Origin of the sequence: Sphingobacterium sp. Mn56C, from assembly GCF_049319645.1 — a bacterium.
In the GTDB taxonomy this organism is placed as follows: domain Bacteria; phylum Bacteroidota; class Bacteroidia; order Sphingobacteriales; family Sphingobacteriaceae; genus Sphingobacterium.
Genome location: NZ_JBMOUC010000001.1, coordinates 270264 through 283327, shown reverse-complemented (window position 1 = coordinate 283327; position 13064 = coordinate 270264). Strand labels below are relative to the sequence as shown.

General features: G+C 36.5%; 13 protein-coding genes and 2 tRNA genes. 5 read left to right on the top strand and 10 right to left on the bottom strand.

What is annotated here, in order from left to right; all coding sequences use genetic code 11:
- Positions 1-540: 540 nt before the first annotated feature.
- Positions 541-1134, bottom strand: a complete 594-nt coding sequence (locus ACL9RF_RS01310; RefSeq protein WP_422798785.1) for an SOS response-associated peptidase — start codon at positions 1132-1134, stop codon at positions 541-543.
- A gap of 1007 nt (positions 1135-2141) precedes the next feature.
- Between ACL9RF_RS01310 and ACL9RF_RS01305 the strand changes: the two genes are divergently transcribed.
- Positions 2142-2603: a hypothetical protein gene (locus ACL9RF_RS01305; protein WP_422798784.1), complete on the top strand. Its 462-nt coding sequence runs from the start codon at positions 2142-2144 to the stop codon at positions 2601-2603.
- A 351-nt stretch (positions 2604-2954) separates the two neighbouring features.
- Here the strand turns inward: ACL9RF_RS01305 and ACL9RF_RS01300 are convergent.
- A tRNA-Arg gene (locus ACL9RF_RS01300) sits at positions 2955-3028 on the bottom strand.
- A 238-nt stretch (positions 3029-3266) separates the two neighbouring features.
- Between ACL9RF_RS01300 and ACL9RF_RS01295 the strand changes: the two genes are divergently transcribed.
- The 3 genes from ACL9RF_RS01295 (at position 3267) to ACL9RF_RS01285 (ending at position 5271) form a co-directional block, all read left to right on the top strand.
- Complete coding sequence (locus tag ACL9RF_RS01295) at positions 3267-3791, top strand: YceI family protein (RefSeq protein WP_422798783.1); 525 nt, start codon at positions 3267-3269, stop codon at positions 3789-3791.
- A gap of 91 nt (positions 3792-3882) precedes the next feature.
- Positions 3883-3967, top strand: a tRNA-Ser gene (locus ACL9RF_RS01290).
- Positions 3968-4218: 251 nt separating this feature from the next.
- On the top strand, positions 4219-5271 hold the full coding sequence (locus ACL9RF_RS01285) for a site-specific integrase (protein WP_422798782.1): 1053 nt from the start codon (positions 4219-4221) through the stop codon (positions 5269-5271).
- On the opposite strand, the gene ACL9RF_RS01280 is transcribed toward ACL9RF_RS01285, so the two are convergent.
- From ACL9RF_RS01280 to ACL9RF_RS01245, 8 genes are all read right to left on the bottom strand, one after another.
- Positions 5205-5714: a JAB domain-containing protein gene (locus ACL9RF_RS01280; RefSeq protein WP_422798781.1), complete on the bottom strand. Its 510-nt coding sequence runs from the start codon at positions 5712-5714 to the stop codon at positions 5205-5207. The genes ACL9RF_RS01285 and ACL9RF_RS01280 overlap by 67 nt on opposite strands.
- Positions 5715-6049: 335 nt before the next feature.
- Positions 6050-7033 carry a DUF5712 family protein gene (locus tag ACL9RF_RS01275; protein ID WP_422798780.1) on the bottom strand — a complete coding sequence of 328 codons (984 nt, stop codon included), beginning with the start codon at positions 7031-7033 and terminating at the stop codon, positions 6050-6052.
- Between the two features lie 14 nt (positions 7034-7047).
- Positions 7048-7605, bottom strand: coding sequence for a BfmA/BtgA family mobilization protein (locus ACL9RF_RS01270; protein ID WP_422798779.1), 558 nt, complete (start codon positions 7603-7605; stop codon positions 7048-7050).
- Between the two features lie 305 nt (positions 7606-7910).
- Positions 7911-8183 carry a helix-turn-helix domain-containing protein gene (locus ACL9RF_RS01265; RefSeq protein ID WP_422798778.1) on the bottom strand — a complete coding sequence of 91 codons (273 nt, stop codon included), beginning with the start codon at positions 8181-8183 and terminating at the stop codon, positions 7911-7913.
- A gap of 323 nt (positions 8184-8506) precedes the next feature.
- Positions 8507-8974 (bottom strand): hypothetical protein, encoded by a 468-nt coding sequence (locus ACL9RF_RS01260; protein ID WP_422798777.1) that lies wholly within the window; start codon positions 8972-8974, stop codon positions 8507-8509.
- Entirely contained in the window at positions 8929-9837 is a 909-nt protein-coding gene (locus ACL9RF_RS01255; protein ID WP_422798776.1) for a sporulation-delaying protein SdpB family protein, read from the bottom strand. Before ACL9RF_RS01255 ends, ACL9RF_RS01260 begins: the two co-directional genes overlap by 46 nt.
- A 9-nt stretch (positions 9838-9846) precedes the next feature.
- Positions 9847-10362, bottom strand: coding sequence for an SdpA family antimicrobial peptide system protein (locus tag ACL9RF_RS01250; protein WP_422798775.1), 516 nt, complete (start codon positions 10360-10362; stop codon positions 9847-9849).
- A gap of 131 nt (positions 10363-10493) precedes the next feature.
- Positions 10494-11851, bottom strand: a protein-coding gene (locus tag ACL9RF_RS01245) for an IS3 family transposase (RefSeq protein ID WP_422798774.1) whose coding sequence is annotated in 2 segments (ribosomal slippage) — positions 10494-11536 and positions 11536-11851 — 1359 coding nt in all. Because the reading frame shifts where the segments join, the coding sequence is not laid out codon by codon here.
- A 203-nt stretch (positions 11852-12054) separates the two neighbouring features.
- Between ACL9RF_RS01245 and ACL9RF_RS01240 the strand changes: the two genes are divergently transcribed.
- Positions 12055-13041, top strand: a complete 987-nt coding sequence (locus ACL9RF_RS01240) for a hypothetical protein (RefSeq protein ID WP_422798773.1) — start codon at positions 12055-12057, stop codon at positions 13039-13041.
- The last annotated feature ends 23 nt before the right edge of the window (positions 13042-13064 follow it).

Genomic DNA, 13064 nt, shown 5'->3' with positions numbered 1-13064 from the left:
TTGGTAGATAATGATTGGTTATTTGCCGCCTCTTAATCCCCAAGAGGCGGCATTTATTTTTCCTGAAAATCAAGAAAAATAGGCCAAAAAAAAATCTGACCCCTAAACAATTAAAGTTGGCAATGTTAAAATATGCATAGAAAGATCTGATTATATAGGGATTTTAATTTCGGCTTAAGCCCAATAAAAAAAGCGGCACAAAAAATATTTTTCACGTAAACGAGAAATTTACGGTTTCCCGTTTTTTTTGTTCGAACCTGTTATTTAACTTTATCCTACGTTTGTTAATGTTATATTATTATTTCTCTGGGTGATAATATTTAGGTTAGAAGCCGCCTAAGGTTCAATAGGCGGCTTTATTTTTTTTATAAATTTCGCAATAAATAGCTAGAAATGGAACAACAAGAGAACTTCTATTTCGCCCTCGTCCTTGGTACCTAACTAAAAAAGTGACAATTGAATTTCCTGGGTATTAGTATCCTCTCCCCTGGCCCCGGTTACACGGTATACCTGATGGCTTTGCAGCTCGCCAGCATAGGGTTATATCAGCGTTTCTATTTCTTGCTTGCCGGTTGCATTTAACCAGGCTTCGCGATTATCCGCTGCAATAATTAATGGCATGCGTTTCTTTTGATTATGTATTTCCGACAACAGCGCATTCGCCGCTGTTGTGATTATAGAAAACGTCGGATAGGTTTCCCCGGTCTCCTGATCGGCAAAAACACTGTACACCACGCCCAACGTAAAGATCTCCTGCCCTGGTTTATAGATGTAATAATTTTCAGTTTCCTTTTTACCTTCCACTTTATGTGGTTCAAAAAAGCCTTTTACATACAGTAACCCACGAGTTTTAGAAATCGCATTCCGGTACGAAACCTTCTCGAAAATACGTTCACCTTCAGCATTTAAGGTATTCGCATACTTAGCTGCCTCCGCTTCTGTTTTTATCCAATAGGGAATCAATTTCCATCGTGCCGCTACAATATCCGCTGTTTGCGCATTTAAGGTTACTGGAAGAAAAGGGCGTGTAAAACCAGAAACATGGTAGTTCTCGTCGCCCGTGTACGACACATGTAAGGATGGAAACGATTGCTCTAGTTCCTTTTTTGATGGGGTTGACGTATGGTAACACATGGTACAAAGATTTAAAATACTAATTTATGAAATTGATTATATTATCCTGTATTATAGTAGTTATTTGTATATTAGAGGACTAACCTATCGATTAAACTAAAGAATACAAATCTAAGGTTTACTAAGAAACCTTAAAAGATAATATTTTTTCATTTAAATAAAAATGACGCTAAATATTTTAAAAAATAACGGGCATCGTTATTTTTTAAAGAAACAATATATAGATTTGGATTAAATCTTCATTAAGATAATAGATGGCAGGGTTTGGCAGGGTTTGGCAGGGTATTTCAGCCTACCTACAGATAACAGGTATTGGCTTGCCCTTAAAGAAAATGATATACAGCAAAACATACCTCTTTTCTTTCCTTGGGCCTAGAAATACTTAGGTTTAAAACTTTTGAAATTGTATTTTAACCAATGCATATAATTATGAATAGATGTTATCGATTTAAGTGCTTTTGATTCTATTGCATACAGTATTTAAATCGGCATCCCGCCAAAATTTGGTGATGCGGTATCGACTGTAGGATCCTGAATTTAGCGCTAACCACCTTCCTGTTTGTGCCATCCAAGAAGTCTGATTAAGGGGAAAATAGAGGACTTTAGTGAATAAAGGCACGTTTCAGGAAATAGCACTGAAAATTATTACGGCAACTCCGTAAATATCTAATCAGGTTCCTGCACGATATGCAAAGCAGGGAATATGTTTTCAACAGCATTATATCTGCAACAAACGCCTCCACACATTCGTAAAGCAGATTACACTTTTTTGATGTTGCATATTTTTTGAAATAATATTCTTTAGCAACATATAGGCATTACAACAATAACAGCTCCGACACCGGCACCGTGCCCCAATCCCTAATTGGGATGCCTATCATCCATCGAAATCCTATAAATTTATTATCCGAACAGTTCCAGGCACAAATTCTAACCTAAAACCTACAATATTTTCTCGTGCATTAAATATTAACAAACACAATTTTATAAACTAAATACCATTTATTATGAACAACATTTTTTCAATTTTAGCACTTATTATTGTTTTCTCCTTGAGTGCATGCTCGGATAAAAAAGTAGACATTGAGCCCATCCCAAAACCACAAAAAACAGAGGCTTCATTTATTATTGGCAGATGGAAATTAGCATTTACAAACACGATAGATAATGGTGTTTCTCATAAAGTGGATGACACCGAAGGTTATGATATCATTTTTGATGACAGGAAGAACTTTACCATTAACCGGACTGTCAAAGGTGACCAAGAAAATACCGTAAAATTAATCCAATCGGGGTCTTATACGGTTTCTAAGGCGGTTAGAATATTGACACTAAAAGACGGTATTGAGCCTGATAAAAGCAAAGGTACCGTAAAACATAATATTGTTAGCCTTACAAAATCGGACCTTATATTGTCGAGGAAAAACGAACATGGTAAAACAGAACTTCATTATAAAAAGGAAGCTTAATCGTGCTACTTTCTACTTAATACTTTCCTGTGTTTTATGATTATAAATACTAAGTTTTGGCGTCCCTTTTGCTTAAGGGACGTTTTTTATTTTTATTGTTCAGAAAAATTCCCTCTTCACCATGCTTCTTATAATCGGAGTCTTTCCGGGAATGCTTTCGCATATTAGTGGATTATTTGAGCAATTGTCATGTTGTGTGATAAAAAATTTGGGGAACTGTTTTGTTTAAGTTTTATTTAAAACGGCTTTACTGCTCTTAAAGCATTTTTTTAATAGAACACTCACTTGCTGTGTGGGAAATAAAAAAGCCGCCTTTAATATTATTTAAAGCGGCTTTTTTGTTATTTTTAGTACACCAATCAGGATTCGAACCTGAGACCGACGGTTTAGAAAACCGTTGCTCTATCCAGCTGAGCTATTGGTGCTTCCTTTCAGTGCAACAAAAGTAGATATTTCCTGCTGAATTGCAAAATTTATATGCTTTTTTTTACCTTACAATCATTAACTAATTGCCTGCCAAAGCAATAATTTTAGAATTCCATTTAAAATTAATGGTATAATAATATTGCCTATTTGTATGGTTATACATTTGTTAAATCTAAAACATAATTAAGATTTAGATTGTTTTTATACTAAAGCATTAAATCGTAAAATTTAAAGACAATGACAGTTTGGAACCTAGACATTACCCACAGTGAATTAGAATTTAAAGCACGTCACTTGATGATCTCCTCCGTTAAAGGATCTTTTAAGGACTTTTCTGTAATCCTAAAATCCGAAACCGATGATATTACCCAATCGCAAATTGATGTATCTATTCAGGTAAACAGCATTGATACAAAAAACGAATCCCGCGATGAACACTTAAAAGGGAAAGACTTCTTTGACACCTCTATTTTTCCAGTGATAGTTTTTACCTCTACCTCGGTAGAACTTCAGGACAACGATAACTATCTTATTGCAGGCGTCCTTACCATCAAAGGTATTAGCCAACCAATAACACTAAAAGCGGAATATGGAGGTGTTGCCAAAGACCATTTGGGCAATGCTAAAGCCGGTTTTACCGTAAAGGGTAGCATCAACCGAAGTGAATTTGGCTTAACATGGAATACAGCCTTAGAGACGGGCGGAGTTATGGTTTCTGAGGAAATAAAATTTTCCGCTGATTTACAGTTTATAAAAAGCTAGCATTCAGCACAAAAACCGCTCTATCCGTTATAAAAGCATATTTTTTTAAAATATATTTTGGAAATAACCGTAGAATTTCTACTTTTGTCGCGGAGAGTTGGCAGAGTGGTCGAATGCGGCAGTCTTGAAAACTGTTGACTGTAACAGGTCCGGGGGTTCGAATCCCTCACTCTCCGCAGATAATTATATCGAAATACTCTAAAATCCTGCAAATGAAACATTTGCAGGATTTTTTATTGGTACCAAAGCCATGAATTACGCATTATTCCGCATCAAAAAGGTGCGTTATCTGGTGCGTCATTGGAACAGTGAGTGTGACGCACCAGAATAGCTGCAAAAACCTGTTATTGAACAAGTTGCACCAGCGAACATCTTGATTGAAATGTCTTGTAATCCTATTTTTATTCACCTTTAAAATAGAAGTATTATGAAAAGTACATTCGCGTTGCTGTTCTTTCTGAAAAAGCCAAAAGGCTACCAAAAAGGAAAAGTTCCCATTTATCTACGCGTCACGCTTAACGGCAAACGCTCGGAATCTACGGTCAACCGCTCTTGCGATCCAATACAATGGAATTCGCATGCCGGACGGCTCAAAGGCACTAAAGAAGAGGTAAAGTCAATCAATCACTATTTAGATTCCCTGCAAAACAAAGCTTACGATGCTCATCGTGAATTATTTGATGCAGGCGATAACGTATCAGCCAAGGGCATCCGAGATAAGATCTTCGGAAAAGCACAGAAGCAGTTCTTACTAATCGAGATCTTTAAAGAGCATAATTCCAAGATGCACGCGTTAATTGGTCAAGAATACACAGCCGGCACTTATTGCCGGTATCAAACGTCGCTCAAGCATACCCATGACTTTCTGAAATGGAAATATAATGTCCATGATATGGACATTAAGAAAATAGATCATGCTTTTATCATGGACTACGAGTTTTATTTGAAGTCTGTTCGTAAATGCGGTAATAACTCGAGCGTAAAATACATTAAAAACTTTGGTAAGATCATTCGGATTTGTCTAGCTAGCGGATGGATCACGTCAAACCCTTTTGTAAACTATAAAAGCAAGGTGAAGCAGGTCGACCGGGTCTTTTTAACCACTGATGAGCTGGCGCTTCTTGCTGAGAAAAGCTTCATTACCGAGCGCCTATCATTCGTTCGTGATATCTTTCTGTTTTGCTGTTTTACCGGACTAGCATACGCAGACATTAAAAAGCTCAAACGATCCGAGATCGTCACCGGGGTAGATGGCGAGCTTTGGATCAATACCAGCAGACAAAAGACCAGTACGGCATCCCGTATTCCACTTCTTCCATCGGCACTCGAGATCATTCGTAAATATGATCAAGATCCATACTGCGAGCAAAAAGGCACTGTTTTCCCCATCCTTAGCAATCAAAAGATGAATGCTTACCTAAAGGAGATCGTAGATGTTTGTGGGATAAAAAAGCAGATCACCTTCCATATCGCTATATGATCTAAAAGTTTGATGGATAGCATCTCGCCTCCTTGCTGAACACGTCTGGTAATGGCAATATCAGCTTTACTTGGCAACAGTGCTCCCGAAGGGTGGTTATGAGCGATAACGATGGATGTTGCTCGACATAATAATGCCGCAGAGAATAGTAGTCTAGTATCTACTACCACGGCATCCAGACCACCATCTGAAAGTTTATAAAATCCGATAAGATCTAACGGCTGGGAAAAGCATAGTAGATAAAAGCTTTCTCGCACATTGAGGTCATCTGCATTCCAAATGTCTCGCAGTAAATTTGCGATCGAGCAAGCACTATTCAAGCACTTAAACTCAGGCTGCTTTAATCGCTCGCAGTGGTTGTAGGAAATAGAAAGTTCATTCGCATAGATTTCCTGCGGATACTTTGATTTGTTTTGCTGGATTGTTTTTGACGATTTTCTCATGATAGTAAGGATTAAACGTGATACAAAAAATTGATTACACGAGCATCCTACGAGACAAGAGCTTGATTAGGCAAAAGAAAGCAGCGATCAAAAATGAGCGCAGCGGTGGAGGCTCCGGCAGCTAGGCCGGATACCCATTTTTATCGAAGTTTTATTGAGTGCGATAGGCAAAGTGAGGTGGCCGCCTATCAAGCTGGCGAAGTAAATTTGTGTCACTTCAATTTTATGAAGTAGTGTTTTGCTGTGATTTTTAGCGGAGCTGTATCAATGAGATTATTGAAATCGCAGCTAATACTTATTACGATAGCGGAGTACTAAGATGTTAATCTAGACACCTATCTTCCCAGACCGCGCTTTTTCTTGCGTCGCTTGTTTTTAGCCAGCATGGCATCATGCGTTGGCTTCATGGCTTGGGTATCAAACTCTGATTGCATGAGCAGATCTTTATTATTCACCAAATCATCTACCCTAGTAAGTAGTTCCTGACTAACCTTCTGCCCTTCCATCATCAAATCACGTGAAAGCTGTGCTACCTGACTACTCATTCCCTGCGGCGTATTCTTATTATCACTACTGCTCTTTTCAAGTCTATGCTGAGCAATCTTTTGCTGCACACTGCCATTCTTTAAAATGTTCGCGTGGGAAAAGCTCTCCCCTATATTTCGGTGAAAACCGAACATCTGATCAAAGACAATTTCACCGCTGAGCTTAAATGCTCTGCGATCAAATTGCCCCATTTTCGCCGAGTGCTTATCATTTGTTCCTTTGGATGTGTTTTGCGGACTCAGCTTGATCTTTCCCGTGGCATCTTTACGGCTAACAATAATTTGGACATGCATCTGCGGACCTTCCTTTTGCTCCCCTCGTTTCTTTGATCCGTCCTTTACCTGCTTATCATCCATCTTGTAATAGCGGTAGTTTTCTAGCTTACCATACCAGATTAGATCACGGTGGCTTTCTACTCCTGGCCGTTTAAAGTTCTGGGCATACTGATCCATGATACTCGTGGCAAATTCTTTTAACTTTTCCTTAGCAGTATCATCTCCATAGGTTTCGATTAGATGCGCTATTTCTTTTCTACTAGGACTGATATTGATCAGAAAGAACTTACTATCACTGCTGCCTAGCTTAAAGACGTTATTGTCTATTGCCGTTCGTACCTCAAATGCTTTGACATCATCTCTTGCTCCATTAAACCAAAACTCCGACTGATTTACCGAGTGATTCGCTAGCCTGTTCTCTTTTTCCAGATATTGCACCAACGCGCCACAACTACCCTTATTGTCTCCAGTTTCTGACGTGGTAATATTGATAAACATACAGGAACTAGCATTTAAAGTGCATAGATAGCGGCACGAAACTGCTTAAGAAGCTCATCTCTCTTGGTAGCAGATGATGACCATCCCAGCGATTCTCGCTGAGATGCATAATCATCAAAAAGCTTCAGGAACTTTAATTTTAGTATTTTGCTCTCATTTGTCTTAGTGATAAGCAGATCAAGCTTATTACCAGTAGCACTAACCTGTCTGCTCGATTTATCTACGGATTCTTGCACCAATGGGAGTTTGCCATTAACTTCCTCCATCACGGTTCGCTGGGCAACAGAGGACTTAGACAATCCTTCCAGCTCAGAATACATCGGAATTAATAGATCCGTCTCCTGGGTTTTGATAAAGGATATAATTCGGCTGATTCCACTAGAGAGTTCCCGCTTTAATAGTTCATCACTTAGGTCAGTAGGATCTTTTTTACTTTTGTAAAAGTAATCGATCATATCCATCGTAAGCTTCCTTTTACTACGACCTAGCTTGCGCGCAAGAAGCGATAGCTTCTCATCTGACTTTACCGGAAAGCGAATCGACTTACAGTTTTCATCAACCTTGCTCATCATTACCTCCCAGATCTTGGATTAGAAATTGAAAACTACTTCCATGCTGAGGATGCCAAGAGGGCTGATAGTTAATGTATTTATATTCCACCAGCTCCTTAATGCACTTATGATAAGTCGCTTTGGATCTGATGCGCGAAAAGCTCATCAGTTTGCGCCTGCTTGCCCGAAAGCTTTCAGCAAACTTTACTGAGTCGCCATAGTAGTACAGTGCCATCAGTAATCCGATATGCATAGACGTTAACCGCGAATCAACCGCAATGCGCTGAAAGTAACAGCTAGTTTGACTTCTGGAATTATGGTTGCTTTTAGCCATTATCCCTCCCTTTCATCAAATCCAAGATATCTGCTCTACTGTAGAACATAATTCCCCCAACCTTTCGGTAAGGCAGCGTCCCGTTGATCCGGAAGTTTTGTAACGTGCCAGCTGATATCCCCATTAATTTTCTAACATCGGCACTGCGAAGCCAATGCTGGCTAATACCTCCATTTAATTTCTCATTTAGGATTTCTCTGATTTCCTTAATTAGCTCCACTTTAAGCGCAAGCAAATCTTCCCTACTCACAAAATCTATCTCCATATCCTTGGTCTTTTAGTTAACCATTCACAAATTCAGCTGTGGGACGCTGAGTGAACCTCAAATATAAACCAGTTCAGTGGATAAAAACGATCCTAGACGAATTTCGATGGGGATCTAAAAAAGTCGGATCTATAAATCATTTATGACCAAATACCGTATAGATAATTAAACACTATTTAGCAATATAAAATTTGATCCAACTTCACGAACAAAAATGAAATCAACAGAGACATTCATAAATCGATTAAAATAACCAGACAACTTCTTAAGTCCGACAATAGCATTAAGGATATATAATAAACATAAAACAGATCATAAATACTTCAATTAGTTAACATATGTCCTCTACCTATCTTAAATAGATATTCTCTAAGGTTTTGCTCATTCGCAATGGAAATTGTCACCTTTGTACCATCTATTTTTTTAATGAACAACGCACTATCAGTTTCTGTAATATATCCCTTCCCATATTTTTTAGAAGTTCTTATTCCCCAACCTAAAAAATCACCTAAAGCGTCGTTCTTTATAAATTCCATTGTTTCTATATCATCAATTGATAGACGATTTGGAAACATTGGAAGATATCCATATCTAATTTCATCCCTATTAATGTTTAATCGCAATTTTAGTGAAACTAACATGACACCAATTACTTCAATACCAACCGCGAAGTACAGCAAAGATTTGTCTTCCTGATTCTCCAAATAGTAAAGAATAAAGAAAAAAAACTGTAAGGTGAAAATAACTAAAACTGCTTTTGGAAGCTTTGAACTTTCGGAAAATTTCTCCATAAATATGAAAATACATTTTTAATAGAAGATAAGTTTTGACTCAAACTTACGTCGAGCACAGCAAGATACAGTATTAAACCTCCTGTCATTGCAAGAAAAAAAGTCGGTAATCCATGCACGACAACTATTTGAAAGTGGAATAAAACAGCTACAGGAAGTATAACATATTTAAATTTCTGCGGTAAAATTAGCGCAACAGCTATTGCTATTTCAAGGAGTATGACACCCCATGTTATCAATGAGACGGTTAATCCCGCTTCAAACAGAGGTCCTAACAAAATTTTCAAAAAAGAAGTAGCACCGAAAATCGGATCATTAAACCAATAATAAACTGCAGTACCATTTGACCACTCAGGAGCCGCAATTTTGGATATCGCAGCATCGAAGTATAAAATACTCATTTGAATTTTTATGAATATTAACGCACACCATGCATTGAATTTAAATAATGGATGGGCAGATGTGAAAGAATTGCTAGTTTTCAACCATCCATTTACTCTGTCATCCAAAATCGCTATTGGAATAATCAGAAATGTTAGAATTACATTAATTTGATCTCCTCCCTCTACTATAAGCATACTATAAAATAATGAGTATGCTATCCATGATTGCAAAATACACATAAACCTTGGGTAGAACCCTAAAGCTGAAATGAATAGGATTATGCATGATAAGATATACGGAATTAATGGAGTATCAAACCACATAAACAAATTAAGACTCATAAGCCCGCTTGCTCCAATCCTTACAACCTCAAGATGATGTTTAGGAAAAAGATCGGAATATGGAGTAAATAGTAGCGTTAGAAGTAAACTTAGAGCTAATAATGATCTCGCTAGTGTTATGGTATTTGTAGTAAGCACAAATAAAGTTTATTTGATTAAGACTTTTACAAAGGTAAATGGATTATTGTCTCCCTGACCCTCTTTTGCCCACGCAAAAGGAACTGGATTGAAAAGCTTTACAAAATATGTTCCACAAGTAATATGACTATAATCGGAATTTAATTTTTTTTTAATTGGGACACAGTCTTTATAATCTTCTAATGACTTTGACTTATTTTCAATCCAATTCTTCTTTCCAATTGTTCCGGCAACCATTGATGCTTCATAAGCGATTATTCTCCGTTTTCGAGATAATCCGAAATAGGTGGCGATAGATTGGTTTAAGAATGGTATTTCAATGAGTTTACCTTCTTTGTATTCGTAAACGGACATGCTCGCCTCTCTGGGGTTTTTGGTAAAAAAACCCCAGCCTTCTGGAAACATTTGATTAAGATAGGTTTTCATTTGCGAATTAAGTATGACTTGCTCATTTCTTGAAGCTGAGAAAACAGCAAACCCGAAAATAATCCATGATAAAGCAATTATGTATTTAATATATACCATTTAAATCGAATTCTTGCGGAAGAAGTTTTTTAACTCAACTACAGTATTTTCTTTTGAAATAGTTACCTGACGTTGTACGTCATCAAACTAATTTGGACACTTTGGTCTATCTCCTTAAGGAGAGATTGTTGTTATAAATTTAGTAATTTTTGTTGATTATACAATTGCCTTCTCAGGTTAATTGAATTGATTTTCACTTGTTCTCTTTTTATTAGAATTTGATCTGTTCTACCGAAATAGACATCAGCTGGTGTTAAATTTTTCAGTGATTCATGATAACGTTTTTCATTATAATTGTCTACAAATTCTGTCAAAGCTTCGATGAGCTGCTCGGGATGATAAAAATGATTGAGTTTGACCACGTTTTTCATCGTCCGATGATATCGTTCAATTTTCCCTTGAGTTTGTGGATGCATTGGTCTTCCGTGCACTTGTTTCATCTTCAAATCGCTTTTAAGATAAGTTTTCAGTTCGTTTGACACGTAGCAAGCGCCAATGTCCGATAGTAATTTCGGTTTCGCTTTCGACTTCAATTTTGCTTTAGCAATTGCTGTATCTACTGTCCTTTTTACATCGTCAGCTTTCATCGAGTCGCATAATTCCCAATGAATAATATAGCGGCTAAAATCGTCCAAAACAGTACTCAAATAGTACCATCCCCAACTGGTAATCTTGAAATAAGTGAAGTCCGTCTGCCACATTTGATGCACAAATGCTGTTTTATCTTTGAACTCATTAGCTGCTGAAATAAGAAAATGATTGGGTGCAGGAATCAAATCTCTTTGTTTTAATATCCTATAAACACTTGATTCAGAAATAAAAACACTTTGTTCATCTGTTATTTTGTAAGCTAATTCTCTTGAAGACAACTCGGTATGTTCCAACGCAATTTCTACAACCAGATCCTTTTGCTCTTGGGGGATACTATTCCACTGCCTACGACAACTTCTTTTACTTGTTTCCAAGCCATCAAAGCCACTTTTGAGATAATTCTGGTACCATTTATAAAAAGTACTTCGGGCAATCCCAAAACTATCTAAAGTACGTTTTATACCGATTTCACTCTGTGTGACTGTTTGTATAATCTCGTATTTTTCACCTGCTGATAATCGCATATATTTCCTGTATTTATGGATTAATCCAGCATGTCTAAACTTTTTTTTACAATATCGTAGCGAAGAACTAGATCGGCTACAATTTCTTTCAGACGAGCATTTTCTTTCTTTAAATCTGAAACCTCATCACTTGTTGCTTCTCTGGTAATATCACCTGAAAGACGTTTTTTACCCGCTTCAATAAATTCTTTGTTCCAGGAATAAAACTGAGATTGGGCAATGTTGTGTTTACGGCAGAGTTCGACGACTGAAATCTCTGCTCGAAGGCCTTCCATTACGATTAGAATCTTTTGCTCTGAACTGAAAATTCTACGGGTGTACTTACGAATGTCTTTGACAAATTTTTCAGTGCTCTTTTTCTTTGGAGTTTCCATAATTAAATTTAATGTTTTTAATGAAAACCCTCCTTAAGATTATAACTTTAACTGTCCACTTTTTGCTGACGATTTACAGCTATTAAAATTATAGGAAATACCCAAAGATGCTTAAATTCATGTAAGAATAGCTTAGCTTTACTTATTACAAATCCCGTCAATATAACGGCAGCAATGTATTTTATAAAATTAACTTGATAATTTTGAAAGATTATGCAATCAAGCTTATAAATAAGCTTCATGATAAAAGAATAAGAAAAACACTTCAAAATAATTCAAGAGAATCAACTAAAACGTGTTTATATGGCTTTAAGGAATATCTAAATGCCTTAGTAAAGAACTATGTAGCAGAAGATAAGTCTACAAATGACTCATATGTAATTGGGAGAATATTTAAGAATACAGGACTGATACGAAATCAAGTTGAATACAATAACTTTATGAAAGTCAGCCTGTCGGTAGCTAATAATAAATTTAATGGGCTGATTAAAATTATAGAGGGTGACGACTCTAAAATGAAGCATAGTACGATTGTTAAGTTCTCGGATTTAATTAGTAACTATATAATGGATGTCAAACCATTTATTGAATATTTTGAACGAAAAACTAATCCTGAGTTTATACTATTCAAAGGATGGAAATCCTATAATAATCATACTTTCGAGTTATCCATAATTAGTAATAACCTATATTGGAACGGGTTTTATAAACAAAATATTTTCGATCAAAAAATGGCAATTAATATTGCTTGTTTTACATTGCGGCAAGCATTAGAAATTAAATTTAAAAGAATATGTGGTATATATGATATCTACAATCGTGAATTTAACGGCCCAAAATTGAGACATGATTTTTTTTCCGATTTCATTGATGGTAATTCAAACCTATTTGAACACCCCTATAAAACTCTAACTGATCTTGTTAAAGTTTACAAATGGACTAATGTTGCTATACATAATGCAGAAAATCCGTTGATATGGGAATTAAGATTTGCATTGGATTATGCTGGCACTTTTTTTAAGTGGGGTGAAATGGTAAGTGAGGATAACCGGCACATACAATCGGTTAATGGGTCGGTAGTTATCAAAGACTATGTTGAGCTTAAAAGAAAACTGATAGATAAAATCAACAACCATGGAACTGATATTTACTGCATTCATTTCATTGAACCAGAGGCATTTATAGAATAATTATCAATTGCTAAAATTTTAAA

Excerpts from the sequence above, each read along its gene's own strand:
- ACL9RF_RS01295 (WP_422798783.1), top strand. The coding sequence starts at position 3,267 with ATGACAGTTTGGAACCTAGACATTACCCACAGTGAATTAGAATTTAAA.
- ACL9RF_RS01310 (WP_422798785.1), bottom strand. The coding sequence starts at position 1,134 with ATGTGTTACCATACGTCAACCCCATCAAAAAAGGAACTAGAGCAATCG.
- ACL9RF_RS01265 (WP_422798778.1), bottom strand. The coding sequence starts at position 8,183 with ATGGAGATAGATTTTGTGAGTAGGGAAGATTTGCTTGCGCTTAAAGTG.
- ACL9RF_RS01260 (WP_422798777.1), bottom strand. The coding sequence starts at position 8,974 with ATGGAGAAATTTTCCGAAAGTTCAAAGCTTCCAAAAGCAGTTTTAGTT.
- ACL9RF_RS01275 (WP_422798780.1), bottom strand. The coding sequence starts at position 7,033 with ATGTTTATCAATATTACCACGTCAGAAACTGGAGACAATAAGGGTAGT.
- ACL9RF_RS01280 (WP_422798781.1), bottom strand. The coding sequence starts at position 5,714 with ATGAGAAAATCGTCAAAAACAATCCAGCAAAACAAATCAAAGTATCCG.
- ACL9RF_RS01305 (WP_422798784.1), top strand. The coding sequence starts at position 2,142 with ATGAACAACATTTTTTCAATTTTAGCACTTATTATTGTTTTCTCCTTG.
- ACL9RF_RS01270 (WP_422798779.1), bottom strand. The coding sequence starts at position 7,605 with ATGATGAGCAAGGTTGATGAAAACTGTAAGTCGATTCGCTTTCCGGTA.
- ACL9RF_RS01250 (WP_422798775.1), bottom strand. The coding sequence starts at position 10,362 with ATGGTATATATTAAATACATAATTGCTTTATCATGGATTATTTTCGGG.
- ACL9RF_RS01285 (WP_422798782.1), top strand. The coding sequence starts at position 4,219 with ATGAAAAGTACATTCGCGTTGCTGTTCTTTCTGAAAAAGCCAAAAGGC.